General features: G+C 58.9%; 29 protein-coding genes. 24 read left to right on the top strand and 5 right to left on the bottom strand.

Features of this window, described 5'->3' with window-relative positions:
- Positions 1–102 precede the first annotated feature (102 nt).
- Both RXV90_RS01940 and RXV90_RS01935 read left to right on the top strand, forming a co-directional pair.
- Complete coding sequence (locus RXV90_RS01940) at positions 103–1,002, top strand: fatty acid desaturase (protein ID WP_316646769.1); 900 nt, start codon at positions 103–105, stop codon at positions 1,000–1,002.
- A 39-nt stretch (positions 1,003–1,041) separates the two neighbouring features.
- The gene (locus RXV90_RS01935) at positions 1,042–1,944 is read left to right on the top strand and encodes a DMT family transporter (protein ID WP_316646549.1); all 903 of its coding nucleotides are present in this window, start codon (positions 1,042–1,044) and stop codon (positions 1,942–1,944) included.
- A 28-nt stretch (positions 1,945–1,972) separates the two neighbouring features.
- Here the strand turns inward: RXV90_RS01935 and RXV90_RS01930 are convergent, their stop codons facing one another.
- Together RXV90_RS01930 and RXV90_RS01925 are read right to left on the bottom strand one after the other, a co-directional pair.
- Complete coding sequence (locus RXV90_RS01930; protein ID WP_316646548.1) at positions 1,973–2,647, bottom strand: NUDIX hydrolase; 675 nt, start codon at positions 2,645–2,647, stop codon at positions 1,973–1,975.
- Positions 2,648–2,693: 46 nt separating this feature from the next.
- On the bottom strand, positions 2,694–3,092 hold the full coding sequence (locus RXV90_RS01925; protein WP_316646547.1) for a DUF983 domain-containing protein: 399 nt from the start codon (positions 3,090–3,092) through the stop codon (positions 2,694–2,696).
- A 206-nt stretch (positions 3,093–3,298) separates the two neighbouring features.
- On the opposite strand from RXV90_RS01925, the gene RXV90_RS01920 reads away from it, so the two are divergent.
- The 4 genes from RXV90_RS01920 to RXV90_RS01905 are packed head-to-tail and all read left to right on the top strand — an operon-like array spanning position 3,299 to position 5,247.
- The gene (locus RXV90_RS01920; protein ID WP_316646546.1) at positions 3,299–3,775 is read left to right on the top strand and encodes an EF-hand domain-containing protein; all 477 of its coding nucleotides are present in this window, start codon (positions 3,299–3,301) and stop codon (positions 3,773–3,775) included.
- 20 nt (positions 3,776–3,795) lie between these two features.
- Positions 3,796–4,425 carry an RNA polymerase sigma factor gene (locus RXV90_RS01915; protein ID WP_316646545.1) on the top strand — a complete coding sequence of 210 codons (630 nt, stop codon included), beginning with the start codon at positions 3,796–3,798 and terminating at the stop codon, positions 4,423–4,425.
- Positions 4,418–4,762 (top strand): hypothetical protein, encoded by a 345-nt coding sequence (locus tag RXV90_RS01910; RefSeq protein WP_316646544.1) that lies wholly within the window; start codon positions 4,418–4,420, stop codon positions 4,760–4,762. Before RXV90_RS01915 ends, RXV90_RS01910 begins: the two co-directional genes overlap by 8 nt.
- A complete protein-coding gene (locus RXV90_RS01905; RefSeq protein ID WP_316646543.1) occupies positions 4,759–5,247 on the top strand; it encodes a periplasmic heavy metal sensor in 489 nt (162 codons plus the stop codon). The genes RXV90_RS01910 and RXV90_RS01905 overlap by 4 nt, the downstream gene beginning before the upstream one ends.
- A 66-nt stretch (positions 5,248–5,313) precedes the next feature.
- Here RXV90_RS01905 and RXV90_RS01900 read toward each other — a convergent pair whose 3' ends face one another.
- A complete protein-coding gene (locus RXV90_RS01900) occupies positions 5,314–6,684 on the bottom strand; it encodes a diguanylate cyclase (RefSeq protein ID WP_316646542.1) in 1,371 nt (456 codons plus the stop codon).
- Between the two features lie 92 nt (positions 6,685–6,776).
- Here RXV90_RS01900 and RXV90_RS01895 point away from each other — a divergent pair, with 92 nt between their 5' ends.
- The 15 genes from RXV90_RS01895 to RXV90_RS01825 all read left to right on the top strand — a co-directional run bounded on the left by RXV90_RS01895 (position 6,777) and on the right by RXV90_RS01825 (position 20,104).
- Positions 6,777–7,055 (top strand): DUF3572 domain-containing protein, encoded by a 279-nt coding sequence (locus RXV90_RS01895; protein WP_316646541.1) that lies wholly within the window; start codon positions 6,777–6,779, stop codon positions 7,053–7,055.
- Positions 7,052–7,579: a hypothetical protein gene (locus RXV90_RS01890; protein ID WP_316646540.1), complete on the top strand. Its 528-nt coding sequence runs from the start codon at positions 7,052–7,054 to the stop codon at positions 7,577–7,579. Before RXV90_RS01895 ends, RXV90_RS01890 begins: the two co-directional genes overlap by 4 nt.
- A 129-nt stretch (positions 7,580–7,708) precedes the next feature.
- The gene (locus RXV90_RS01885) at positions 7,709–9,145 is read left to right on the top strand and encodes a Glu/Leu/Phe/Val family dehydrogenase (RefSeq protein ID WP_316646539.1); all 1,437 of its coding nucleotides are present in this window, start codon (positions 7,709–7,711) and stop codon (positions 9,143–9,145) included.
- 144 nt (positions 9,146–9,289) lie between these two features.
- Positions 9,290–9,691, top strand: coding sequence for a TadE/TadG family type IV pilus assembly protein (locus tag RXV90_RS01880; RefSeq protein WP_316646538.1), 402 nt, complete (start codon positions 9,290–9,292; stop codon positions 9,689–9,691).
- 223 nt (positions 9,692–9,914) lie between these two features.
- Positions 9,915–10,268: a pilus assembly protein gene (locus RXV90_RS01875; protein ID WP_316646537.1), complete on the top strand. Its 354-nt coding sequence runs from the start codon at positions 9,915–9,917 to the stop codon at positions 10,266–10,268.
- A 206-nt stretch (positions 10,269–10,474) separates the two neighbouring features.
- The gene (locus tag RXV90_RS01870; RefSeq protein ID WP_316646536.1) at positions 10,475–10,885 is read left to right on the top strand and encodes a TadE/TadG family type IV pilus assembly protein; all 411 of its coding nucleotides are present in this window, start codon (positions 10,475–10,477) and stop codon (positions 10,883–10,885) included.
- A 3-nt stretch (positions 10,886–10,888) separates the two neighbouring features.
- Positions 10,889–12,217, top strand: a complete 1,329-nt coding sequence (locus RXV90_RS01865; RefSeq protein WP_316646535.1) for a Tad domain-containing protein — start codon at positions 10,889–10,891, stop codon at positions 12,215–12,217.
- Between the two features lie 258 nt (positions 12,218–12,475).
- Complete coding sequence (locus RXV90_RS01860) at positions 12,476–12,871, top strand: TadE/TadG family type IV pilus assembly protein (RefSeq protein WP_316646534.1); 396 nt, start codon at positions 12,476–12,478, stop codon at positions 12,869–12,871.
- Positions 12,872–12,875: 4 nt separating this feature from the next.
- On the top strand, positions 12,876–14,198 hold the full coding sequence (locus tag RXV90_RS01855; RefSeq protein ID WP_316646533.1) for a pilus assembly protein TadG-related protein: 1,323 nt from the start codon (positions 12,876–12,878) through the stop codon (positions 14,196–14,198).
- A gap of 65 nt (positions 14,199–14,263) precedes the next feature.
- Positions 14,264–16,201, top strand: a complete 1,938-nt coding sequence (gene dnaG / locus RXV90_RS01850) for a DNA primase (RefSeq protein ID WP_316646532.1) — start codon at positions 14,264–14,266, stop codon at positions 16,199–16,201.
- A gap of 107 nt (positions 16,202–16,308) precedes the next feature.
- Complete coding sequence (gene rpoD / locus RXV90_RS01845) at positions 16,309–18,297, top strand: RNA polymerase sigma factor RpoD (protein WP_316646531.1); 1,989 nt, start codon at positions 16,309–16,311, stop codon at positions 18,295–18,297.
- Positions 18,294–18,749: a macro domain-containing protein gene (locus RXV90_RS01840; RefSeq protein ID WP_316646530.1), complete on the top strand. Its 456-nt coding sequence runs from the start codon at positions 18,294–18,296 to the stop codon at positions 18,747–18,749. The genes rpoD and RXV90_RS01840 overlap by 4 nt, the downstream gene beginning before the upstream one ends.
- Positions 18,750–18,880: 131 nt before the next feature.
- Positions 18,881–19,156 (top strand): HlyU family transcriptional regulator, encoded by a 276-nt coding sequence (locus RXV90_RS01835; protein ID WP_316646528.1) that lies wholly within the window; start codon positions 18,881–18,883, stop codon positions 19,154–19,156.
- A gap of 13 nt (positions 19,157–19,169) precedes the next feature.
- Positions 19,170–19,634 carry a UDP-N-acetylglucosamine--LPS N-acetylglucosamine transferase gene (locus RXV90_RS01830; RefSeq protein WP_316646527.1) on the top strand — a complete coding sequence of 155 codons (465 nt, stop codon included), beginning with the start codon at positions 19,170–19,172 and terminating at the stop codon, positions 19,632–19,634.
- Entirely contained in the window at positions 19,631–20,104 is a 474-nt protein-coding gene (locus tag RXV90_RS01825; RefSeq protein ID WP_316646526.1) for a glycosyltransferase, read from the top strand. Before RXV90_RS01830 ends, RXV90_RS01825 begins: the two co-directional genes overlap by 4 nt.
- A gap of 234 nt (positions 20,105–20,338) precedes the next feature.
- Here RXV90_RS01825 and RXV90_RS01820 read toward each other — a convergent pair whose 3' ends face one another.
- Entirely contained in the window at positions 20,339–20,662 is a 324-nt protein-coding gene (locus RXV90_RS01820; RefSeq protein ID WP_316646525.1) for a TfoX/Sxy family DNA transformation protein, read from the bottom strand.
- A gap of 496 nt (positions 20,663–21,158) precedes the next feature.
- Entirely contained in the window at positions 21,159–21,902 is a 744-nt protein-coding gene (locus tag RXV90_RS01815) for a sulfite exporter TauE/SafE family protein (protein WP_316646524.1), read from the bottom strand.
- 113 nt (positions 21,903–22,015) lie between these two features.
- On the opposite strand from RXV90_RS01815, the gene RXV90_RS01810 reads away from it, so the two are divergent.
- The 3 genes from RXV90_RS01810 to RXV90_RS01800 all read left to right on the top strand — a co-directional run bounded on the left by RXV90_RS01810 (position 22,016) and on the right by RXV90_RS01800 (position 26,051).
- A complete protein-coding gene (locus RXV90_RS01810) occupies positions 22,016–23,047 on the top strand; it encodes a Gfo/Idh/MocA family protein (RefSeq protein ID WP_316646523.1) in 1,032 nt (343 codons plus the stop codon).
- A gap of 104 nt (positions 23,048–23,151) precedes the next feature.
- A complete protein-coding gene (locus tag RXV90_RS01805; protein ID WP_316646522.1) occupies positions 23,152–24,888 on the top strand; it encodes an ABC transporter substrate-binding protein in 1,737 nt (578 codons plus the stop codon).
- Positions 24,889–24,989: 101 nt separating this feature from the next.
- Positions 24,990–26,051, top strand: a complete 1,062-nt coding sequence (locus RXV90_RS01800; RefSeq protein WP_316646521.1) for an ABC transporter ATP-binding protein — start codon at positions 24,990–24,992, stop codon at positions 26,049–26,051.
- Position 26,052 lies beyond the last annotated feature (1 nt).

The raw sequence follows: 26,052 nt of genomic DNA, 5'->3' as shown, positions 1-26,052 counted from the left end.
TGTTGCGTATATACCGGATTTTGCATTCGTCGCGCCAGTGGCATTGTCGATCACGGGAATGTGAGGCTTGCAGTTCTCACAAAGGACACTGGGTTATCGGGGATGCGGAAGCCAGTTCGGCCGGAATGGCCGACGCTTATTTTGCTTGCAATTTGCTATGGCGTCTGGGTTGTCGCCACTACAAACCTTGCCGAATGGTCACTTGCGGCCGCTATCATAATGGTTGCGATCGCGTCTGCGCTTCACGCATCTCTGACACACGAGATCGTTCATGGACATCCGTTTCCCGGACGAGAGAAACTCAATCTTGCACTGGTAGGCGTTCCCCTCGTGGCCACGGTGCCGGTGTTGAGGTTCCTCGACACTCACCTCGCCCATCACAACGACGCAGTGCTCACAGACCCCTATGACGATCCGGAATCCAACTATCTCGATCCGAAAGTTTGGGCGGGTTTGCCCCGAGCAGCACAGGCAATCCTGAAATTCAACAACACGCTTACAGGGCGGCTTCTGGTGGGCCCGGTGCTTGGTCATGTCGCATTCATGTCATCGGATTGGCGCGCCGCGAGGGCCGGGGACCGGCGAGTGATTCTTGGCTGGGTTCTTCATATCCCGGCGCTTGGAGTGCTCTGGCTCTGGTTGACGGAGATCTCTTCTATGCCCATCTGGGCTTATATCATTGCCGTCTATGGCGCGATGTCGATCCTCAAGATCCGGACTTTTCTTGAACATCAGGCTCATGAGCGGGCAAGCGGCCGGACAGTGATCATCGAGGACAGAGGGCCGTTGGCGTTCATGTTCCTGAACAACAACCTTCACGTCGTGCATCACATGCACCCCAAGGTGCCGTGGTACAAGCTGCCGGCACTCTATGCTGCGCACCGCGTGCATTACCAACGTCGGAACGGGGGATACGTCTTTCGTTCCTATGGCGAAGTGTTTCGGCGCTATTTGGTTTCACGGAAGGATCCTGTTGCGCACCCTTTCCGCCCGGCAGGATAGGGCTGGGCGGCGGCGGCACCGCGTGCCAGTAAGTTCCGTGTGGACGCCTGGATTCCGATAACGATTGCCGCCGCTCTGGCGCAGACATTGCGCTTCATGGCGCAGAAGCATCTGAAGTCGACGGCACTGTCGACCGGCGGTGCTACGCTTGCGCGGTTTCTGTATTCAGCACCATTGGTGGCCATCGGAATAGCGCTGTACGCGAATTGGCAAGGCTTTGCGGTCCCATCACTTGATGGAGCGTTTTGGAGCTACGCAATGTTCGGCGGTCTTGCGCAAATCCTCGCGACGATGTGCGTGGTAGCACTGTTTCAGCGCCGGAATTTCGCGGTCGGAATCACCTTCAAGAAAACCGAAGTCATGCTGACCGCTTTGGCGGGGTATCTTATCCTCGGAGACGTAGTGACACCGTTAGCCGGGTTCGCGGTTGCTGTCGGATTTTTCGGGGTCATTTGGCTCTCAGATCCGCCTGGTGGTGATCGCGACGGGTTTCGCCGTTTCTTCAATCGGGCGGCTGGGCTGGGGCTTTTGTCCGGCGTCTTCTTCGCGATCAGCGCGGTGGGTTATCGCGGTGCCGTGCTCGAGGTTGCTGGTGGAGACACGGCCTTTCGGGCGGGTATGACATTGGCTATTGTGACAACGGCGCAGTCGCTGGCGCTCGGAAGCTGGCTGCTATGGCGTGAACCGGGGCAGCTTGGAGCGGTTCTCCGAAATTGGCGTGTCGCCGGGCTGACAGGCGTCTTGTCGATGATCGGAAGCTTTTGCTGGTTTGCCGCCTTCAGCCTGCAGAATGCCGCCTACGTTTTTGCGCTGGGTCAGGTGGAGCTGATGTTTTCGATTGTCGCAGCGACAGTATGGTTTCGCGAACGGATTTCGGCCCGCGAGGCGATTGGAATGGTGGTCCTGACCATGTCGATCGTCATGATCGTTTGGGCGACATGAGCCTGGGTGAGCTGCTGCTCCATAAGCATCAGACGCGTCCAAGAACCCGAAGCCGGCTGTCTTCGTCGTCGTTCTGGAAAAAGGGAACGAGCGCCGGTGGGCCGAGATCAGGCAGGCGGGCGGCCACTTCAGCCAGAACGATTTCGGTGATGAACGGCAGATCGTAACGGCGAACGGCGTCGATGGGAATCCATTGAAGGTGCGTTAACTCGTCGGAGGCGCGTGAAAAATCGTCGGGATCGCCGGAGATGTGGTTGGCATCGACGAGGAAGAAACGGGCGTCGAAGCGGCGGGGGCGGCCGGGTGGCGTTATGGCACGGAAGACGAAGCTCAGCGTGCCTGCATCCGGTCTGTGCCCGGTTGCAGCGAAGGCGGCCCATTCGCTCGGGGCGTCCGGCCAGGATGCCCGCCGACCGAGAATGAGCCCTGTTTCCTCCCACAATTCCCGGATAGCGGCGGTTGCTAGAGCGTTCGCGCCCGGGCCAATGCAATTCTGGGAAATCCGATTTGCACAATTCGTGGGTAACGGTTGGGCGAGCGAAACGTGAGCGTCGTTTGCATCGACGGCTCCGCCCGGAAAGACCACCTTGTTCGGCATGAAGGCCGCGCCCGCGCCCCGTTGTCCCATCAGCACGGCGGGTGAAGTCGTTGCATTTCTCAAGACAATGACTGTGGCCGCATCGCGGATCGGAGTATCAGTCATTTCGGCATGTGCCCCCAATTCGTACCGACCAGGGCAAGGCAAGAAATCAGGCGAAGCCGTGCATCCGTCGTGCCCACTGGAAGGCCACGACCATACCCTTGAGCCGGGGAAGAAGGTAGAGCGAGAGTGCCACGCATCCAACCGAGAACACGCTCGCAAGGATCAGCGGATCGGGACGAAAGGTCGTGAACGCCCAGATCATCGCGGGTGCCATAAGGTGCCCTACGATCAGAACGGTAAGGTAGGCCGGGCCGTCATCGGCACGCGCATGAGTGAAATCTTCCGCGCAAACAGGGCATGCATCGCGCACGGTCAGATACCCCTTAAGCATGGGGCCCGCGCCACAATGCGGGCACCGTCGCCGCCAACCGCGCAACAGTGCTGGCTTCAGCTCGCGTGTGTCCTCTTCCGCTACTGTGATCTCCGAGATCTCGCTATCGTACATGGGCTATCTGCCTTGCAAACGTCCTGCTCTTATTTGGCTACAGGTAGACACTTCCCGCTCAACTGCCATTGCACAGATCGTCCTTGCGGCGGGATGTCGCAAATTTCTTTTGCGGCGTGCCGACGGAATCAGCGGTTAAGCCCGTTTGAAAAGCACGACGCGGACAGGCGCAGAGGCCCGTCCGAAGAATTTAAACGGAGATTGAGATGAAGAAGACACTGATCATTGTGGGGCTTGTAGCAGGAATTGCATTGGCGGGAAGCGCGACACTGGCGCGAGATCATGGTCCCGGTGACATGCGCGCAAAGTTCGATGAGCTGGACTTCAACGGCGACGGCACAGTTACGCGCATGGAAATGGAAACGGCCCGAGAGTCGCGGTTTTCTGACGCCGACAAAGATAGTGACGGTATGTTGACCGAGGCGGAGTTTGTCGCCGCGGCTGTGGATCGGGCGCGCCAAATGGCGGCGCAAGCGTTTCAGCGGTTTGACGCCGATGGCGACGGCTTCTTGTCCCAGGATGCGATTGCGGCACATGACGGGCGCGGCCGGGGATTAGACCGGATGTTTTCGAGGGTCGATGCGAACGGTGACGATCAAGTGACGGCCGAAGAGTTCGAGGCGGCGCTGGCGCACTTCGCTCAGGCGCGCGGGCTCCGTGGCCATGGAAAAGAGCGTCGCTAATTTTGGTGGCCCCGGCTGCATTGTCGGGGCCTCGCGCACACGCTACGCAAAGCAAAGAGGCCAACAGCCGGCGAGCCCCGATGGACGACATTCCGGACGAGGCGCTTCTTGTCGCCTATGGAAACGGCGACATGGAGGCGGCGGGTCTGTTGATCCGACGCCTGACGCCGCGTGTTCTGTCCTTTGCGACACGTATGCTGTCCGGGGATGCCGCCGAAGCCGAAGATGTTACGCAGGAGGCGATGGTGAGGCTTTGGCGGATCGCGCCAGACTGGCGCCAGGGCGAAGCGAAGGTGACGACCTGGCTTTACAAGGTGGTTGCAAACCTCTGCATCGACCGACTGCGAAAGTGCAGGCATCAGGTCGTGGTGGATCCGGTGCACGATCCGGCAGACGATGCGCCGGGGCCAACGGCCCAACTCATTGCTGCCGATCGGTTGGCGGCGCTCGACGCGGCACTGAGGGAACTGCCAGCGCGCCAGCGGCAGACCGTTATCCTGCGCCATATCGAGGGACTAACAAATCCCGAAATTGCGCGGGTGATGGACATCGGAGTGGAGGCGGTCGAGAGTCTGACGGCTCGCGGCAAGCGGGCATTGAAGGCTGCCTTGGAAGGGCGAAAGTACGAACTGGGGTATGAAGATGACTGACGAAGACGCCCTGGAGGATTTGCTCGGACATGCGCGCAAGGCGCGGCCCACTCCGTCGGATGCGCTTTTGGCGCGGATAGAGGTGGATGCGGCAGCGGAAATCGCGAAGCATGCCGCGCCCCCCGCTGCCCGGTGTTCGGTCTGGAAGACGTTTTCTGCCTTAGGCGGCTGGCCGGCTTTTGCGAGCCTGACCGCGGCGGGGGTTGCGGGCGTCTGGATTGGCGCGACAGACCCAGCGGGAGTGGTATCCCAAAGCTTCGGCACCGCCATGATCACTGGGCTGGATGCGACTGACCCCGGATATGGCTACAGCGAATTCGCGTGGGGGCTCGAATGACTGGCCCGGCTGCAAGGGCGGGTGGCGTGCCTTTATGGATGCGCGTTCTTCTGATAGTTTCCTTGACAATAAACCTTCTGGTTCTGGGGGTTGTCATCGGCGTGGTGGCAAGTCGAGGTGACGGGGAACGAGCGGATCGGCTGCGTGGGGCGCGTGACCTTGCTCCCCCCCCTTTCGTCCTTGCTTTGGAGCCACGCGATCGCCGTGCCCTTGTTGGCGCTCTGTACGATCGTGCGTCGGTTTATAGCCGAGACTACGAGGCCGTCAGGCGTGATCTGCGGGTCATCCTCTCGGCGTTGAGAGCAGAACAGTTCGACGCTGCTGGCGTGACGGCACTTCTCGGCGCCGAGCGGGGGCGATCACAGGGGCGGCAGGCGGCAGGCGAAGCCGTTTTCATTGAGTATCTCGAGGGTCTCACCGTTGCCGAACGGCGTGCCTATGCCGACCGGTTGGAGCGTGTTCTGCGCAAGTATTCGCGACGTTGAGTACTGGCTTCATGTGCACGGGATTTGACCGCGTGTCTCTGATCGGATCGCGTTTCCGCAGCCTATTCAAGCCGCGCAAGAAGGGGAGAGCAACACTGTGTCTCGACCGGCTTTCTTGGCCGCGTAAAGCGCTTCGTCCGCACGCTTGATCGCATCCTCTAGCGGTTCGCCAGCTCGTGCTTCAGCGACCCCGAAGCTTGCGGTAACCCGGATCGATTGTGAACCAGTTCTTGGCACCACGGGTGTTTCGTGGATGATATCGCAAAGTCGCTGAGCAGCGCTTTCAGCGGCAACGGGATCGGGGTCAGGAAGGAAAATTAGGAACTCCTCGCCGCCGATGCGCGCAACCATGTCGACGCTTCGCACGTTCTCACGGAGGCGCCGCCCTATTGCGACAAGCACTTCGTCACCGACACTATGGCCGAAACTGTCATTGATGGCTTTGAACCGGTCGAGATCGGCAACTACCACGCAATACCCTACACCAAGTCCCGCCTGCCTCTGTGCATGTGCCAGAACGTAGCGTCGGTTGAACAGGCCAGTCAGCGGATCCTCTAGTGCAAGCCGCAAACCCGTGTCCACTGATGCGCGAAGCTGTTCCGCCTCTCGCTTGGCTCGGGCCAACTGCTCGATCTTGACGGTAAGTTCCTGGGCGAGGAACCCTTCTTCGAGAATCTCGTTCGCTCCGAGATCCAGTGACATGGTGGCCGTGTGTATGTCGGCTTTGTCGTGCACGATTATGATGCCGGAATGCCGTGTCGACGGCCGGGCGCGCAGTTCCGCGAGTAGCCCCAGTGCGGCGCCGGGATACGACATCGGGGCTTCGATGACAGCGATATCGGGTGGCGCAGCTATCTCGAACCCATCGAGCGCCGATCCGAGTGTATAACTCGTCGCACGAATGCCCTTGATGTTTTCAAGATCTCGGGCCCAGTTCTCCGAACCGGTAATTTCCTCGGCGACCAACGCGACACGAATGGGCGTATTGAAGCCCTCGCCGGGGTCGGCAAGACCGAGATCCTGGATTGTATTGCTTCTACGCTGAAGCGCCGCGCGCGTGTCTGCTCTTCTCAGCAAGCTGCGGATCAGGGCCAGAAGCAATTCTTGAGGAGCATCTCTGGCCAGAACGGCGTCCGCGCCCGCGAGAAGATCGCCTAGACGCGTCTTTGCGGAATTCGGAGATACCAAGGCGAGGATCGGGCACTCCGGGCAATCGGGTCGGGCCTTTATGCTCGAAATCGTGGTCTTTTCGATGCTGGAGGTGACGTCGCAACTGATGTCGTAGATGAGAAGGGAAGGCTTGTCCTCTGCAATCCGTCGGCTCAATCCCTCGCTGCCTGTTTCGGAAACAGTTCTATAGCGACCTTGGTCTAGTTTGGTTCGAAGCCGGATTCTACGATCTGAAATGGTGTCGGCGATGAGAATCGTACTGCGCATTGGGATATGCCGATAGTAAGAATTGCGTTCGTAATATTGAGGTATTCTACACAAAGGTTAAGAAAGCCTTTCCGAGGTAAGGAGGCGTTGAGATGGAGCGCAAAACCGCAGAAACGGTGGCGCTTAAGGCATTGACTTGGCTGGCGGGGAACGAAGAGCTTCTTTCTGTTTTCCTAGGCGCAACCGGTGCGACGGCGGACACCCTGCGAGCGGAGGCGGAAAGCGCCGACTTCCTCGGTGCGGTGCTGGGTTTCCTGACCATGGACGACGCATGGGTGATCGCATTTTGCGATGCGAATGGATTGGAATATTCGGCCCCGATGGCAGCAAGGGCTGCACTTCCGGGCGGTGAAATGGTGAACTGGACATGACTGATCCGGGCGATCCCGATCGCATTCTCGCGACTCTCACGCCGCGCGGTACAAGGCGTTGGATCGGTGTGCTAGTGCAGGCAGCTCTTGGCGCTTTGCTCCTGCTTCTTTCGGCGACGATGCTGCGGGGAAGTGTTCTCTGGTCTGTGACGCTGGCGTTTGTCGGTGTCGTGGCGCTCTACGGTGCGTTTCGCCTGATCCGGGCGACCGAAGGCTGGATCGAATTGACACGCGAAGAGCTGCGTTCGAGTTCGGGCCAGGTGTTGGCGCGGATGGAAAACGTGCGCGGCGTCGACCGCGGCGCTTTCGCCTTCAAACCGTCAAACGGATTTCTCGTTACGCTCAACTCTTCGGATGGCAGCCGCACGTGGGTTCCCGGAATGTGGTGGAAGATCGGGCGTTTAGTCGGGGTAGGGGGCGTTACCCCTGCCAGTGAAGGAAAGTTCATGGCCGAGATGATTTCGGCCCTGTTGGCGGAACGGGATGGCCCGATTTCCGATAGGGACGAAGAGAGCTCAAGTTGAAGCTTCTGCTCTGACGTCAGTGAGTTGCCTGTTTTTTGGTCATTGGCACTGGCATCGTTGGCTAGGCCTGTTAACCTCGCCTGAAAAACGTCGGCGCGACCGGCGATATATCAGTCGTGGGAGGACAGAATGGACGCGAGACCGGTGAACGAGCCTGGATTCCGTGAATCCGTAGACTTGATGTTCAATCGTGCCGTCAGCCTGATGGAGCTGCCGCCAGGGCTCGAAGAAAAGATCAGAGTCTGCAACGCGACATACACCGTTCGGTTCGGTGTCCGCCTTCGCGGCAGTATCCACACTTTCACAGGATACCGCAGCGTCCATTCGGAGCATATGGAACCCGTGAAAGGGGGGATCCGGTATGCGCTGACCGTCAACCAGAACGAGGTTGAGGCACTTGCAGCTCTCATGACCTACAAGTGCGCGCTTGTCGAAACCCCGTTCGGTGGTTCTAAGGGGGGGCTCTGCATTGATCCACGAGAGTATAACGAACATGAACTCGAGCAGATTACCCGGCGATTTGCTTACGAGCTTGCGAAGCGCGATCTAATCCACCCCTCGCAAAATGTTCCTGCCCCGGACATGGGCACCGGAGAGCGCGAAATGGCTTGGATCGCCGATCAATATCGGCGCATGAATACGACCGACATCAACGCAAATGCCTGTGTGACCGGGAAACCGCCGCACGCCGGAGGTATTCAGGGGCGAACCGAGGCCACGGGGCGCGGCGTGCAATACGCCCTTCAGGAGTTCTTCAGGCACCCGGAGGACATGGTAATTGCTGGATTGTCGGGAAGTCTCGACGGCAAGCGTATCATCGTTCAGGGGCTTGGAAACGTTGGATACCATGCAGCGAAGTTCCTGTCCGAAGAGAACGGAGCAAAAATCACTGCGATCATCGAACGTGATGGGGCTTTGGTTGATGAAGGCGGATTGAACGTCGAAGCCGTGCGCCGCTGGATTGCGGATCACGGCGGCGTTTCCGGCTACGCGGATGCAACCTATGTCGAGGATGGGTTGAGCGTTCTTGAGAACGAGTGCGACATCCTGATCCCCGCAGCCATCGAAGGCGTTATCAATCTGGGCAACGCGGAGCGTATCAAGGCACCTCTCATCATCGAGGCGGCCAATGGCCCGGTGACGGCGGGGGCGGACGAGCTTCTTCGCAAGAAGGGCTGTGTGATCATTCCGGACATGTACGCCAACGCGGGTGGTGTGACGGTTTCCTATTTCGAATGGGTCAAGAACCTCAGCCATATCCGCTTCGGTCGGATGCAGCGCAGGCAGGAAGAGGCCCGCCACCAATTGATCGTCGACGAACTGGAGCGGCTGTCGAAGGACACAGGCACCGGCTGGACTCTGAGCCCGGGCTTCAAGGACAAGTATCTGCGTGGTGCGGGCGAGCTCGAACTTGTGCGATCTGGTCTCGACGACACAATGCGGGCCGCCTATCAGTCAATGAGGGAGGTCTGGCATGGCCGGGACGATGTCCATGACCTGCGAGTCGCCGCTTACATTGTTTCCATCGGCCGCGTAGCGTCGAGCTACCGGGCCAAGGGGCTCTGAGAGTGACACATTGCGGTGGAAACGGTCTGTTTCTGCCCGAATGTGAACCGCTTCACACATATTTTGCCTAAAACTCTCATCAATTGCGGTTGTGTTTTAGGCGCCCGCGTTTCGAGTGTCTGTGTAACGAGTGAGGTAAGTGCGATGCTGAAGGCGTCCTTCCGCCGGTTCCGGCGCGACGAAGATGGTGCGGTTATGACCATGGAGGCGATCCTCTGGTTCCCGCTCATGTTCTTTATCCTGGTGTCGGTCTGCGATCTCTCGATCTTCTACATGAACAAGGCGCGCATCGACAAAATCGTTGCAGAGGGCGTTCGCGGCTATGCTGTGGGTGCCTTCGACGATTGCGACGAAACCGAGGATTGGCTTGAAGACAAGGTTGGAATCATATCCCCCAACGTCTCTGTATCGTGCAGTGAAGAGGGCGCGATCGCGATTGCCGAGGTCACCTTCCCGGCCAGCGACGTCACGCTGACGGGAAAGACCGGCCTACTGCGGTCAATGACGATGAAGGTTGACCGGTTCCACCTGACCGAGCGGTTCTGACCACCCTCTACCAATCTGTCGAAAAGGTGCAATCGGCGCGCTTCTGGAAGGGGCGGGCCGATTTCCGGCGGGTTGTCGCCAAATTTCTGCCCAACATTTCCGGCTATCGTTCCGTTTGCCGAGTGTCAGCCTGACGCTGGGCATAACTGCGGTTTAGTGGTTGGGGATACAAACGATGCAACGTCGGCTTCGGCGGTTTCGAAATGATGAAGGGGGTTGGGTGATGGTTGAGGCCATCCTCTGGTTCCCGCTCATGTTCTTTATCCTGATGATGGTCGTCGATGCTTCCTTCGTCTTCATGAACAAGGCCCGCATAGAGCGTGTGGTTCAGGATGGACAGCGCTGGATGGCTGTGGGCTGGATCGACGATTGCGATGCGCTCGAAATCTGGATCGAGGAAGCGATTGAGGATTATGCGCCGTCGGCCGTCGCATCCTGCTCGACTACACTGAACATCGCGACGACAGGCGTCGCCGTGCCTGTCACCGATATCGATATCTCAGGTGGCATCGGGTTCCTCACCGGGATGATGGTGAACATCGAATCCATTCATCTCTCAGAGCGCGGCAACTCGTGACCTGACCGCACGATATCGGAGACGTCAAAAACAACGGCCAGAGGCTTGAATTGTCCATGATTTGTCAGGGTCGGTTGAAGGAATTGAGGGCGTGATCTCATGGTGCCCCATTTCTGCCAAAAACATCCGGTCATTTGATGCTGGCTTAAGCCGTGGCCTTGGGGGCGGTCCCGTGTTGGAAGGATGGTAACGTGACGAGATTGAGCTTGACCAAGGCGCGTATCGAGCGCTTCGGCAAGGAGGATGAGGGCAGTGCCACATTCGAGGCGTGCATCTGGATCCCGTTTCTCCTCCTGTTCTTCATCATGATCCTGGACGGAACGTCCATCTTCACCAATCAGGCGAAGGTTCATCGGATCGTTCAGGACGCCAACCGGCAGTTCGTGTCGGGCGTTTTCAAGCTTGAGCCCAATCCCCAGATGGCGATGGAGACGTGGCTCGAGACAGCCCTCGACGATATTGCGCCGAGCGCCGATGCGACGATCTCCATCGACGCAAACGGCCTGTTGACGACGACGGTATCGTACCCAGCTTCAGAAACGGATCTGAGCGGTGTCACCGGCGTCTTCAAAAACCTCACCATGAACGTGAAGGCCATTCATCAAACGGAGTCCTAAGCCATGAAACTGCTTCAAGTCTGTAAGCTGGCGCGGATTGCTGCCGGCAATGAAGAGGGCGGTATCACCGTCCTGTCGCTGTTCCTGTTCATCGTCATGCTGATGGCGGCGGGCTTTGCGATCGACGTCAACAACGCTGTACAGGCGCGCACCCAACTGCAGGGCGCCGCAGACGCCGCAGGTCATGCTGCGCTGTATACGCGCTACAAGGATCCGGTGGAGCAAAACGCGATCGACAAGGGCGTCGCGATCGCGGAAGCGAACATGCCGAAATCTATCTACGGCTCGGTTCTGGCGACGGCCGATATCGAATTCGGAGACTGGGACGGCGTCAAGCGCGAGTTTCTTCCTGGGGTCGGATCAACTGCCGTTCGCGTAACGACCCGGCGCACCGGATCCAACGGCGTGTCGACATTCCTGCTGAAGCTGATTGGTGTCGATTCCTTCGATCTCAACACGGTTTCGGTCTGGGATTACGACGAAGGCTGGTGTCCGCGCGGAGAGGGATATTTTGCCGTCGGTCGCGTCGATATCCAGTCAAACAACCACTATAAGGACGGGTTTTGTGTTCACTCGGAAACCCACGTCGAATTTAACCAGGGTTCGATCTTCGATGCCGGCGTAGTTGTGTCCATGCCGAACGAAAGCGATCTTGTTGTGCCTCAATCGGGCATGGATGGGAATACGGGCCTCTACGAGGCGCTCGACTCGATCAATTACAACTTGACCACCTTCTTCAACGGCCTCGAGGACCTGGTAATGCAATACCTCGTCCCGACAGCCTCCATTCAACCATCTTACATAACCGACATGACGGCTCCCCCGAGTACGCCAAAGAAGTGGAAAACTAACGTTCTGGCCACTGATATCGTACCAAATGCCGTGAATTATATGGATTGTCAGAACAAGACGCTGACCTTTGACAACAACCAAATTATCAAGGATGCGGTCATCGTGACCCCATGCGAGGTTAAGTTTAACTCGGGCGCGGCACTTGAAAATGCAACGTTGGTGGTGCTGAACACTGGCTCGAAGTCTGTGAGTGCTCCATCAGGGTTGAGGATCGGTTCAAGCACTTACTGCAACGATGGTCAGGGCGGTGCAACACTTATTACGATGGGCGATTTCTCTGTTGCCTCAGGGCTTGAGGTCTACGGTGGCAATGTGATCTCGGCGGGCAATCTGAGTGGGACTTCGAACGCAAATGGCCTCGCCGGCATCAATTTTATGGCAGGAGGTGAACTCGATGTGACTGCAAACGGCGACATGGGCTTTTGCAACTTCGGCCCGCCGACGCCCTTTGCGATCCCGGTGTTCAAGATGGTGATGTGATCGCCGGGGCGTGTGCCCTTGGCTCGGTAAAGGCAGAGAGTTGCATCCAGGCACCGGCCCCGATTTCGGGGCCGGTTTGCTTTTGGAATGCGTGCACGCGTTCGAGCGACGTCTGGCCGAATGTGAAATTGTTCACACATCTTGCCATCAGTGTTTACGCCACCTTTCGTGACGAATGCTACCAAGTTTGCGGGGCATTCCGAAGTCATCGGGACGGCGCCTCACAGGTAGGGCGCGTAAGTAAGAGGTGACATCGGGATGTCGATCTTCAACCTGCCGCGGCGGGCCGCCGACGAAGACGGAAGTGCAACAATCGAAGCGGTGCTGTGGCTGCCCTTCTTCATGCTTCTGTTCATCATGATCGCGGATGCTGCGATGATCTTTGCCAATCAGTCGCGGATCCACCGTCTGGTTCAGGATGGGAACCGGAACTTCGTGGTCGGAACGCTCGCAAATTGCGACGCATTGGAAACTTGGTTGGAGGACGTCACACAAAAGCTGGCGCCCAGCGCGACCGCAACCTGCAGCATCGTATCGAATATTGTGACCGCGACGGTGACGCTACCGTCAGGAGAGATCGATTTGTCGGGAGCGACCGGTGTCTTCGGCGGGCTAACCGTCAGGGTGCAGGCGCAGCACCTTCTGGAGAGTTAGGCCAATGGTTTCGCGTCTTTGTATGAAGTTCCGTGGCGAAGAGGACGGAAACATCACCATCCTCTCACTTTTCCTTCTGACGATGATCCTGATGTTCGGAGGTCTTGCGATCGATACGTGGAATGCAACGCGTCAGCACACGCATTTGCAGGTGGCCGCCGATGTCGCTGCGCACGCCGCGCTGGTTTCGCGTCAAAGCACAACGGAGCCGCTGGCAAAGCTCGACGCCGTTTCTCTTGCGGAGGGTAACATGCCGGTCGAGCTCTTCGGAAATGTCCTTGCGTCTGCGAATGTCGAGTTCGGCACATGGAACCCGGCAACGCGGACATTTACGCACACATCAGGAGCCACGTCCGCAGCACGTGCAACAACGCAAATGACGCGCGCGAACGGCAATGGCGTAAAGACATTTCTCATGAAGATCCTCGGTATTTGGGAGATCGATCTGACCACGACATCGGTCTTTGCCATGGAAGAAGGGCTCTGCAATTCCCATGCCGGCTTCTTTGCGGTTGGGATCATCGATGTGCAATCCCAGAACAACTACGACGACGAGTTCTGCCTGCATTCGGAAACCCACGTCGAACTGAACAACGGGAATTCCTTTGCGCCCGGCACGATCGTCTCGATGCCGGTCTATGATGATCTCGTGGCCCCCGGGGACAAATATACAAACAATCCGGGCCTTAAGCAGGCGCACAAAGAAGACTCGATGACGAAGGTCCAGAAGATCATAGACTCTTTGCCGACTGCCATTCTCGAATACGAGGATCCCTACAGCGATATCCAAGACCCAGCGTATCTTAGCGTCATGGCGGTCAACAAAAAAACCATGAAGAAGGATGTGACTGCCTTGGTCATTGCTTCCAACGCCGTGAACATTTTCGGGTGCACCGGCCAAACCCTCACGATCGGGAAGAACGAGATTATCGAAAATGCAGTTTTGATTACCGAATGTAAGCTGACCTTCAGGCAGGGAGCAGCGGTCGAGAATGCTGTTGTGATCTCTACAGCTGTCGGCATGAAGGCGGTAAGCGCGCCTTTGGGACTTCGCCTTGGAGACGTCGACTTCTGCACGGACGGCCTGCGCGGGGCGACGCTGATCTCTATGGGCGACATTCACTTCGCCGCCGGCTTCCAGGGGTATGGCGCGAATATCATTGCTGCGGGAGATATCCACGCCTCCTCTCAGGCGAATGGGCTCGCCGGAGTGAACTTCACTGCGGGCGGCCGCATTGATAATCCGTCGAACAATTCGATGGCGAACTGCGGGCGCGGTCCGGACGTGCCGGAGTTCGTTCCACCCACCTTCACGATGGTTCAGTAGCTGGCGGGCCCCGAACTCCCGGGCTTCCGCTGGACACTTACCCCTGGCGGGATGATAATTCGCCCATGAGTCTTCCCGACGGTTTTCTGGATGAGTTGCGCGGCCGCCTGTCGCTGGCCCAAGTGGTCGGTCGGAAGGTCATGTGGGATGCTCGGAAGTCGAACCAGGGCAAGGGCGACATGTGGGCGCCGTGCCCGTTTCACCAGGAGAAGACTGCGAGCTTTCACGTCGATGACCGGAAGGGATTCTACTACTGCTTCGGCTGCCACGCGAAGGGAGACGCGATTTCCTTTGTGCGGGAGACCGAGAATGTCGGCTTCATGGAGGCGGTGGAGATTCTCGGCCGAGAAGCGGGCATGCAGGTGCCGGCGCGAGATCCGAAGGCGCAGGAAAAGGCTGATCGGCGGACGCTTCTGGCTGATGTCATGGAGCAGGCCGTCCAGCACTATCGCCTTCAGCTAAAGACGGCCGCGGGCGCGATGGCGCGTGAATACCTGCAGGGCCGCGGTCTTTCCGAGGCGGCGTGGGACCGCTGGGAAATTGGTTTCGCTCCGGATGCGCGGCAGGGCGTGTTTCAGCACCTGACCGGTAGAGGGGTGGCTGCCGATCTGGTCGTCGATGCGGGCCTCTGCGCACGGCCCGAAGATAGCGGCGCGCCTTACGATCGATTTCGCGGGCGAATCATTTTTCCCATCCGCGATGCCAGGGGCAGGGCGATCGCGCTTGGCGGGCGCGCAATGGATCCCAACGCGAGGGCGAAGTATCTGAACTCGCCAGAAACCGAGCTCTTCGACAAGGGACGCAGCCTGTACAATCAGGGGCCAGCCCGCGAGGCCGCTGGAAAGAGTGCGCCGCTTATCGTTGCGGAAGGCTACATGGACGTCATCGCGCTGTCCGAAGCTGGCTTTGCGGCGACAGTGGCGCCGCTTGGCACGGCTGTGACCGAAGATCAGCTCAAGTTACTCTGGCGGATGCACCCCGAACCGGTCATTGCTCTTGATGGCGATACTGCCGGTCTCCGGGCGGCGATGCGCGTGATCGACCTGGCTTTGCCGATGCTGGAGGCGGGGCAGAGCCTGCGGTTCGCGATCCTGCCTGAAGGGAAAGATCCTGATGACCTTTTGAAAGCCGACGGCCCGCAGGCGATGCGAAGCCTGATCGACGGGGCAGTGCCGATGGTCCAGCTGCTTTGGCGCCGTGAAACGGAGGGCAGGGCGTTCGACAGCCCAGAGCGTCGTGCCGCCCTGGACCAGGCCTTGCGAGCTGCAATCCGCAGGATCGGAGATCGCTCGATTCGGTCGCACTACGGGGATGAGATCAACAGGCTGAGGCGCGAGCTTTTCGGCCAGTCCCGCCCACCTAACGCTCGCGGCGGGGCATGGCGCCCGAAGGCTGCGCCGGTCTTGCCAACAACTCGCGCTTCCCTTCTGGCGGTAGCGGAAGGGGCGGTTGAGGACGTTCTTCGAGAGGCGGTCATTCTAGCTGCTCTCGTCACGCATCCCGAGCTTGTTTCGGAGTTTGAGAGCGCGCTCGAGATCATGGATCTGAGCCTACCCGAACATGCCGTTATCCGCGATGCTTTGCTTGCGCATGAGGTTCGCGAAGATATAGCCGCCGCCGCTGGTGAGGATGCCCTTGAAAAGCTGTTCAAGCCGCGCCATGTGCAGATCGCGCCGCCGGTTCGACATGCTGGCGATGTGGGCCTCGCGCGGCAATGCGTTACCGAGGAACTTGCGAAACTGGCCGCCCGCAGGGGTGCTGAGCGGGAGATAGCGGAGGCGCTGGAAGACATTACGGAACTGGCGGATGAGGCCGTCACGTGGCGGCTCAGCGAAGCAGCACGGGCCCAGCAAGAGGCCAGCCGCGCTGCAGGCGAGGATAGGGCCGAATACGACATTGCCCCAAACGGCGTGAAGCTGAAGCGGGAGGAGCGGAATGCATTTGATGCGATCCTCCGTCAGCTTGGCCATTCAGGGGCGCCTTCGGACAGTGATCGGGAGTGACACTGTTCTAAAGAATTAGAGGTAAACGGGTTGCGAATCAGTGATTCGCTCTAAATGATTCGGAATATCCGAATCGCCCGGATTTCGAGCACAAGGAGCTGCCACGCATGGCTGCGAAAGATACCGACGACAGCAAGCAGGAAGACCGTGACGGCGATGTAATGCTCGACATGAGCCAGGCAGCGGTCAAGAAGATGATCGCCGAGGCGCGCGAGCGGGGGTACATCACCTACGACCAACTCAATCAAGTTCTTCCGCCTGAGCAGGTGTCGTCAGAGCAGATCGAAGATGTGATGTCGATGCTGAGCGAGATGGGCATCAACGTCATCGAAGACGACGAGGTCGAGGAAGAGGAAGAGAAGAAGGGCGGCGAGGTCGTCGAGGCGTCAACGGGCCGCGAAGTCGCGGTTGCGCAGACCGAAACGGAAAAGCTCGACCGCACCGATGACCCGGTGCGCATGTATTTGCGCGAAATGGGCTCGGTGGAACTTCTGAGCCGCGAGGGCGAGATTGCGATCGCCAAGCGTATCGAAGCCGGCCGAAACACGATGATCCTCGGGCTTTGCGAGAGCCCGCTGACCTTCCAGGCCATCACGATCTGGCGCGATGAACTTCTGAACGAAGAAATTCTCCTGCGCGATGTGATTGATCTCGAGACGACCTTCGGTCGGTCAATGGGCGAGGATGACGAGGAAGAAGATGTCGTGGGAGGCCTCAGCGTCGAAGACGGCGGGGGTGAGAAGAAGGCCGAGAGCGAACCCGAGCTCGATGCGGATGGCAATCCGATCAAGTCGGATGACGACGAGGACGACGACGATCAGGCCAACATGTCTCTCGCAGCCATGGAGGCAGCGCTTAAGCCGCGTGTCCTTGAGACGCTCGACCGTATAGCGGCCGACTACGCCAAGCTTGCCGAGATGCAGGATCTCCGGATGTCAGCGACGCTGAACGAGGACGGTTCGTTCAGTGAGAAGGCTGAAGCAACCTATCAAAAGACGCGTACCGAAATCGTGGAATTAGTGAACGAACTCCACCTCCACAACAATCGGATCGAGGCGCTGATCGACCAGCTTTACGGCATTAACCGCCGGATCATGTCGATCGACGGAGCGATGGTGAAACTGGCCGACCAGGCGCGGATCAACCGTCGCGAGTTCATTGATGCATATCGGGGCTCCGAACTCGATCCGACCTGGATAGATCGGATGGGCGAGAAATCCGGTCGCGGTTGGCAGGCCTTCGTTGAACGCTCTTCGGATAAGGTGGCCGAGCTTCGCGCGGAAATGGCCCAGGTCGGGCAGTATGTCGGCGTCGATATTCCTGAATTCCGCCGGATTGTCGCGCAGGTGCAGAAGGGCGAAAAGGAAGCCCGTCAGGCGAAGAAGGAAATGGTCGAGGCGAACCTGCGTCTTGTGATCTCGATCGCCAAGAAATACACGAACCGCGGCTTGCAATTCCTTGATCTCATTCAGGAAGGCAATATTGGCCTGATGAAGGCGGTCGACAAGTTCGAGTATCGCCGCGGTTACAAGTTCTCGACCTATGCGACATGGTGGATCAGGCAGGCCATAACCCGGTCTATCGCCGACCAGGCTCGCACGATCCGCATCCCGGTTCATATGATCGAGACGATCAACAAGCTTGTCCGCACGGGCCGCCAGATGCTGCACGAAATCGGGCGAGAGCCTACGCCGGAAGAACTGGCCGAAAAGCTCCAGATGCCGCTTGAAAAGGTACGCAAGGTGATGAAGATCGCCAAGGAGCCGATTTCGCTCGAAACGCCCATTGGCGACGAGGAAGACAGCCAGCTTGGCGATTTCATCGAGGACAAGAACGCTGTCTTGCCGCTCGACTCCGCCATCCAGGAAAACCTGAAGGAAACGACGACACGTGTGCTCGCATCGTTGACGCCACGGGAAGAGCGCGTGCTTCGGATGCGGTTCGGGATCGGCATGAATACTGACCACACACTTGAAGAAGTTGGCCAGCAGTTCAGCGTGACGCGCGAGCGCATCCGGCAGATCGAGGCGAAGGCGCTGAGGAAACTAAAGCACCCCAGCCGCAGCAGGAAGCTAAGGTCCTTCCTGGATCAGTGAAGACGATTGAGGGCGATCTGATCGAACTCGCCAAGGCTGGGCGGTTCGATGTGATGGTCCATGGCTGTAATTGTTTCGGAACTATGGGTGCTGGGGTTGCGAAGGCGATCGCCACGTCTTTTCCGCAAGCGCTTGCTGTCGATCGTGCAACGCCGCTTGGGGAACGCGCGAAACTTGGGATTGTAAGCATCGCGGAAGTCGATCTTCAAGACCACCGTCTGACGGTGGTTAATGCTTACACCCAATTCGACTATCGCGGCCGCGGAGTGAAAGTGGACTATGATGCGCTTCGGCTCTGCTTTGAGCGGGTCGCTGAGATGTTTCCGGGCGCGCGCATCGGTTATCCTATGATCGGGGCCGGGTTGGCCGGAGAAGACTGGAGCATCATTGAGGTGATCATCGATGAAGCACTGGAGGCACTGGATCATACACTCATCTTATTGCGTACGTAAGTGACACGCCGCCCGCTCTGGATCTGTTCGAAGTCCGCGCCACGCTGGAGCGGCTTTTGCTTCCTCGGGGTTCACGCTGGCGCGGGGGCAGGATAGGGTTTCCGAAACACACCTTTGCGGGGGCTTTTCCCATGTCTTTACTGTCCAAGCTGTTTGGTGGCGGCGGGTCCGAGCCCGAACCGCGGAAACCGGAAATCTACAAGGATTTCAGTATATTTCCCGATCCTATGAAGGAAGGATCGCGCTACCGTATCGCGGCGCGGATCGAGAAGGAGATTGGCGGAGAGGTGAAAGTTCACCGGCTCATTCGCGCCGACACTCTCGAAAGCCTGGACGCTGCCGTCGAAGCCTCTCTCGGAAAGGCAAAGACCGTTATCGACCAGCAGGGCGAGCGCGTCTTCGACTGATGCGGAGGTTCTGTTGAAGAAGAAGCAGGCGGTGCGATGCGTCCTCGCCATCGCCTCGGGCGGGGGACATTGGCAACAGTTGATGGCAATGCGCGCGGCTTGGGAGGGGTTACCGGTTCACTACGCGACAACGCTTCCCGGGCTTGCTGAACAATACGAAGCTGATCCTGCAAGTCTTGTTCCTGACTGCAATGCGAACGAGCCGGTTGCTGCCCTCCGGTGCGCAGCAAGGATGATGATGCTCATGCTGCGGCTCAGACCCAGCCACGTTGTCACCACCGGCGCCTTGCCGGGTCTCATTGCCGTAGCCTGCGGCAGACTTGTTGGTGCGCGCACTCTCTGGATCGACAGTGTGGCGAATGGCGAAACCCTGAGCGCCTCGGGCCGGCACGCGAAACGGCTTGCCCAACAGACGCTATCTCAATGGCCGGCGGTCGCTGCGGCAGAGGGCGTCAGCTACGAAGGCCGCATCCTGTGATTTTTGTCACCACCGGTACGCAGTTGCCGTTCCCGCGGCTGATTGCGGAAATGGACCGGCTCGCCTTCGAACTTGAAGAAACGGTCGTCGCTCAGGTTGGCCCGGATGATGCTGAGCGTCCGAATCTGGATCTGCGAGGTCGCATGTCGCCAGAGGAGTTTGAAGCGACGTTCAAAGCAGCCCGTTTGGTGGTGGCCCATGCAGGCGTCGGCTCGGTTCTGTCGGCACGCCGCTATGGCAAACCGCTGATCCTAGTACCCCGGAGGTTTTCGTTAGGAGAACATCGCAACGATCATCAGTTCGCCACGGCACAAGCGCTCGACGGCCGTGAGGGGATCTATGTCGCCTGGGAGGTCGATGAAATCGGGGCCCTTGTCAGGAGAACAGAGCTCAGGCCAGCAGAAGACCGCCCCGGTCCCGAGTTGCAGCCACTTGTATCCGCCGTGCGTAACTTTCTTCTGGAAAGATAGTTCGGGCTTGACCCACGAAGACGGACACTCTGACACTTTGCCAAAGCGGTGAGACTGAACATGGATCTGTTTTCTTTGGCTTACTATGGCGCTGTCTGTGCGCTTCTTTGCCTTGTGTCACCACATTTGGGCTCTGTCGCGCCAAGAGTCGCCGCCGGGGTTGCCGTAGGCGTGATAGCCCCCTTGCTTCTTGGGCCCATACGGCTCGCAATCGCAGGATACTGAACGTGGCAGCTACGTCCGAATGACACCGATCTCATCGAGCACACGCTCGAGATCACCGAGGCCTTTGTCATAGTGTTCCGCCACAAGTGCATCGAACCGCGCGCGGAGGCTATCTTTTTCTTTGCCTCTACAATCGTTCCAAGGGCGCCCCTGGAGCCCCATTTCGATAACATAATATGCGATGAAATGTGGCCGACTGCCACTGGCGAGGAGGCGTGCATAAGAGGCATCGGTGCCCAATTCGCGCAGTGCCTCGGCACTGGTTATTCCGGCGCGCGCGAAAGCATCTTCCATCGCGGGGCCAAGATTGCGAATGGTCGAGATGCGGGCCATTTCACCAAGCTAGAACTGCCGGGCCGGTAAGAAAAGAGCTGTGCGGTACAGTACAACGCAGATGTTGTGGGTTCCGGAGGCCTCCCGGAGGTTTTCGTTCTGGCCTCTTGTCTGGATCCTAAATCAAGGCCCAGTCGGTGAAAGTGAATTCTTCCGTCTTTTCGGGCCCTAGCGGCTCGGATTCCTCCCCAGTCAGGTCCTCCGGAAGATTTTCCCCAGTCTGATACTCGTCCGTCTCCATGACGTCTCCTCTCAGGCCCGGCAAACAGCACTCGGTCGGGCCATTTACGGCGGGCGCACGATTAGACGTCTGGCGTACGACCGCCACAAACAGAGGGGATCACGCATTCGTGGTCGTTTGTGGGCGCCGGCGTGCCTCGTGCGGCACGCTTTTGCGGCATCCCCTCGAACCGATGCCTCACTCGTAAACTATGCCTGAACAGATCGAGTTCACGGCATCAACGCACTGTTTCGGAAACAATCATTGGGCGACGGCTCAGATTAACTCGCGCAAAAGCAAGATCGTCCCCGAGACAAGGCAAAGCACGATCAGAAGGCGCCGGAAGGCGAGGTCGGGGATAACGCGAAAGACGGCGAAGCCGACCTGTCCGGCGAGAATCGCTGACGGCAGGGCAACTGCTACAAAGGTGAGCGTGTGCCTCGTGTAGACGCCGTCGAGTGCCAGCATAACAGCAGTGATCAGAAGTACCGCGAAGTTGAAAGGCTGCAGGACGGCACGGGTTTCCGCTTTGGGCCATGGCCGCATCGAGCACCAGATCGTCGGAAGCGCGCCGGAAAGAGCGGCTGCGCCTCCCAATACTCCGCCCAGAGCACCAACGACGGCGTCCGCAAAGGGAGTAGGGCGGTCAAAGGTGGGTAGCGATCGCCTCAAACTGAAATACCCACCGTAGATGATGAGCATTGCAGCAATGAAGATCTTGAGCCCGCGGGGCTCGATCATCGATAGAATCCACAGGCCGAGGGGGATGCCGAAGAGACCGGGAACCAGAAACCGCATTAGCCGAGCGGGGCGCGCGAAGATCGCGTGCCTGACGACCCAGAGGCCTTGGGCGCCCACGACTACAGAGCAGACGACGACCACCGCCACTGCCTGCTTCGGGGGCATAATGGTTAGATAGAACCCAAGCGCAAAAAGCGCGGTTCCGAAGCCGGCCAGCCCGTTGACGAAGCCGCCAAGTGCGGCACCGAGCGCAAGGGTCAGAATGTCAGAAGCGGACATTGGGCGCTGCCTTTCCCGCGAGGCGAGCCTCTGCCTTGCGTCTGGCGCTGAAAAGCAATTGAGTTACGGCGCGTCAAGGAAAACGCGCGTGGACGAATTGATTGCGAGGGCGGATGAGGCGAAAGGGAATTGCGGTTGTCGGGGCCGGGCTGATTGGACGCCGCCATGCCGGACTGATCGCGCGCCACGACCACCTAGCCGCCATAGTCGATCCGGCGCCCGAGGCACGTGCCGTTGCGGAAGACCTGGATGTTCCCTGGGCAGATGATCTCCCGACTTTTTTCGCGGCGGGTGCTCCAGATGGGCTTGTGATTGCCACCCCGAATCAACTTCACGCGAGCCATGCGCATCTGGCCATCTCGGCCGGGTGCCCGATTCTGATCGAAAAGCCGATCACCGATAGCTCTGTGTCTGGGGCTGAGGTCGTTCGTGCGGCCCGGGACAACGGCGTTCCGATCCTCGTCGGCCATCACCGGCGCCACAATCCGATCATTGCGGCGGTGAAGGATGCGATCGACGGCGGAGCGATCGGACGGATTGTCGCGGTGCATGGGCAATTCTGGCTCTACAAACCAGAGGAATACTTTGTCCCATCTTGGCGACGGCGTTCTGGCGCCGGCCCGATTTTCATAAACCTGATCCACGATATCGATCTTTTGCGCTACCTCTGCGGTGAAATCGTTCGGGTAACCGCAGCCCAATCAAATACCGCTCGCGGCCATGACGTCGAAGACTCGGCGGCGGTGCTCATCGAATTCGAGAGTGGCGCCCTGGGAACGTTTTCTGTTTCCGACACCGTTTCGGCCCCCTGGAGTTGGGAGTTCACATCGGGCGAAAACCCGGCATATCCGAGGTGCGACACATCGGCCTATGCCATTGGCGGCACCCATGGATCGATATCTGTCCCTGATCTGATGCTGTGGCTTCACCCCCGAAAGCGCGGATGGTGGGAGCCGATGGAAGGCCGACGGATCGAAGTCGTTTCTGAGGATCCTCTCGTGCGGCAAATCCAGCATTTTAGAGAGGTTATCGAGGGACGTGCATCTCCTCTCGTGAGCGGGGAAGAGGGTCTTCGAACGCTGCGCGTAATCGAGGCGATCAAACATTCGGCAGAGGAGCGACGTGGCGTCGATCTTATCTACTAATTTTTTAGTTTGACAGCGACGGCGGTTCTTTGCTGACATAAAGGTGCCGGGTAAGCCCGGTCGAAAAAACCGGGTTGTCCCCGGACGGAAACAGGGAGGACAAGATGCGGAAGTATCTTATGTCCGCGGTTGCGGTTGGTGCCGTAATCGCGGCGAGCGGCAGTGCGTTCGCGGACGAAGCCGCTGCACAGCGTTGGATCGACAATGAGTTCCAGCCCTCGACGCTCTCGAAGGAAGAGCAGTTGTCGGAAATGCAGTGGTTCATCGAGGCGGCTGCGCCATATGCCGGAATGGAAATCAACGTGCTGTCGGAAGGCATTCCGACCCACGGCTATGAGTCCGAGGTTCTGACCAAGGCCTTCGAGGAAATCACCGGGATCAAGGTGAACCACCAGATCCTCGGTGAAGGCGAGGTTGTACAGGCGGTTCAGACGCAGATGCAGACAGGGCGGAACCTCTACGACGGTTACGTCAACGACTCCGATCTCATCGGCACGCATTCGCGACTGCAACTGGCGTATCCGCTTTCCGATATGATGGCGGGGCCTTGGGCCGCAACGACGAGCCCGACGCTCGACCTGGACGATTTCATGGGAAGTCAGTTCACGACCGGCCCTGATGGCAAGCTCTATCAGCTTCCCGATCAGCAGTTCGCGAACCTTTACTGGTTCCGCAAGGACTGGTTCGACCGCGAAGATTTTCAGGCTGCATTCAAAGAGAAGTACGGCTACGACCTTGGTGTTCCGGTCAACTGGTCGGCATATGAGGACATCGCCGAATTCTTCACAAACGACGTGCAGGAAATCGATGGCGTTCGCATCTACGGACACATGGATTATGGCAAGCGAGCACCTGACCTTGGCTGGCGGATGACCGATGCCTGGCTTTCGATGGCCGGGGCCGGCTCTGTCGGCGAACCGAACGGTGTGCCCGTCGATGAATGGGGTATCCGCATGGAAGCGGGCACCTGTAACCCCGTCGGCGCGTCGGTAACCCGCGGCGGTGCTGCGAACGGCCCTGCGGCTGTCTACGCGATCCGCAAGTGGGACGAGTGGCTTCGCAACTATGCACCTCCGGGGGCGGCGTCGTACGACTTCTACCAGTCACTTCCGGCACTCAGCCAGGGCAATGTGGCCCAGCAGATCTTCTGGTACACCGCCTTCACCGCCGACATGGTGAAGCCGCAATCGGAAGGCAACAACACTGTCGATGCCGATGGCAACCCGCTCTGGCGGATGGCGCCGAGCCCGCATGGTCCGTACTGGGAAGAAGGCCAGAAGGTCGGTTATCAGGACGTGGGTTCGTGGACGTTCCTCAAGTCGACGCCTGAGGATCGTGCACAGGCCGCATGGCTCTATGCTCAGTTCGTAACCTCGAAGACGGTCGACGTGAAGAAGAGCCATGTTGGTCTTACCTTCATCCGTGACAGCACCGTGAATCACGAAAGCTTCTCCGAACGTGCTTCGAAGCTTGGTGGTCTCGTCGAGTTCTACCGTTCGCCGGATCGGGTTGCGTGGTCGCCCACGGGTATCAACGTTCCCGATTATCCGAAGCTGGCCCAAATCTGGTGGCAGCAAATCGGTGACGTGAACTCGGGTGCCTTCACTCCGCAGGAAGCGATGGACCGTCTCGCTGCCGAAATGGACATCACCATGGCCCGGATGCAGGCAGCGGACGAAGCCGCCAATGTCTACGGCGGGTGTGGTCCCAGGCTGAACGAAGAGCGCGACGCCGAATACTGGCTCAGCCAGCCCGGTTCGCCGAAAGCCAAGCTCGACAACGAAAAGCCGCAGGGCGAGACCGTCAACTACGACGAACTAGTCGCGCGCTGGCAGCAGTAAGCGGGCAGTAAGATACATGCGCGGGTCGGTTACTCCGGCCCGCGTGTCCCGTCCCCCGCCGTGCGGAGACCGGGGCAGGGTGAAGCGGGACGCGCACACACATGATCGAGCTAAAGGACATATCGCGTCGGTCTGGGCAGATCGTACATATCAAGCCCACGACGCTGACGCTGGGAGCGGGTCACTTCAACGTACTTCTGGGTGCGACCGGAGCCGGAAAGACCTCGCTTATCAAGCTGATGGCGGGGCTCGAACCCGCCGCCTCGGGGCAGATCCTATTCGACGCGGAAGACGTGACAAAGCTGGACACGCAGAAGCGCAACATCAGCCTCGTGCACCAGTTCTTCGTCAACTACCCTCATATGTCTGTCTTTGAGAACATCGCCTCCCCCTTGCGCGTGGCCGGGATGACCGAAAGCGAAGTGCAGGGCCGGGTCGAGGAAGCTGCAGATATTCTGCAGCTTCGCCCAATGCTTAACCGCAAACCATCCGAGCTGTCGGGTGGTCAGCAACAAAGAACGGCACTCGCACGGGCGATCGCAAAGGAAAGTCGGGCGGTGTTTCTGGACGAGCCGCTGGCCAACCTGGATTACAAGTTGAGAGAGGAACTGCGAGAGCAATTGCCGGAGCTCTTCAAGGGTAGGGGGGCCGTCGTTGTTTATGCGACGTCTGAGCCCGAAGAAGCTCTGCTTCTTGGGGGAAAGACGGCTCTGATGGATGACGGTTCCGTTGCGCAATTCGGGACGACAGCCGAGATCTACCGCAAGCCCGCAAACCTGACGGCCGCCCGGATTTTCTCGGATCCACCAATCAACAGCGCCGGGATTGTTAAGACGGGCAGCGAGGCGCGTATGGATGCAGGTGCAAACTGGACGCTCGCGGGCGCGGCGGCGGCTCTCCCAGACGGGCGCTATACCATCGCCATCCGGCCGCATCACATTTTACCATTCCTCGAAGACAGTGCGAACGTGCCGCTCAGGGGTAAGGTGATGGTCACCGAACTGTCTGGCTCGGAATCGAGCGCGCATTTCGAACTTGGAACCGAAGCCTGGGTGTCGCTGGCTCCAGGTGTGCACCCCTACAAAGTTGGCGAGGCGCACGAATTCTACATGGACCCTTCAAAGTGCTTCGTCTTTGGCGAAGACGGCAACCTGGTGGCATGAC

This window comes from Ovoidimarina sediminis, assembly GCF_032586175.1.
Lineage (GTDB): Bacteria > Pseudomonadota > Alphaproteobacteria > Rhodobacterales > Rhodobacteraceae > Ovoidimarina > Ovoidimarina sediminis.
This window is presented reverse-complemented; position numbering and strand designations above follow the sequence as displayed.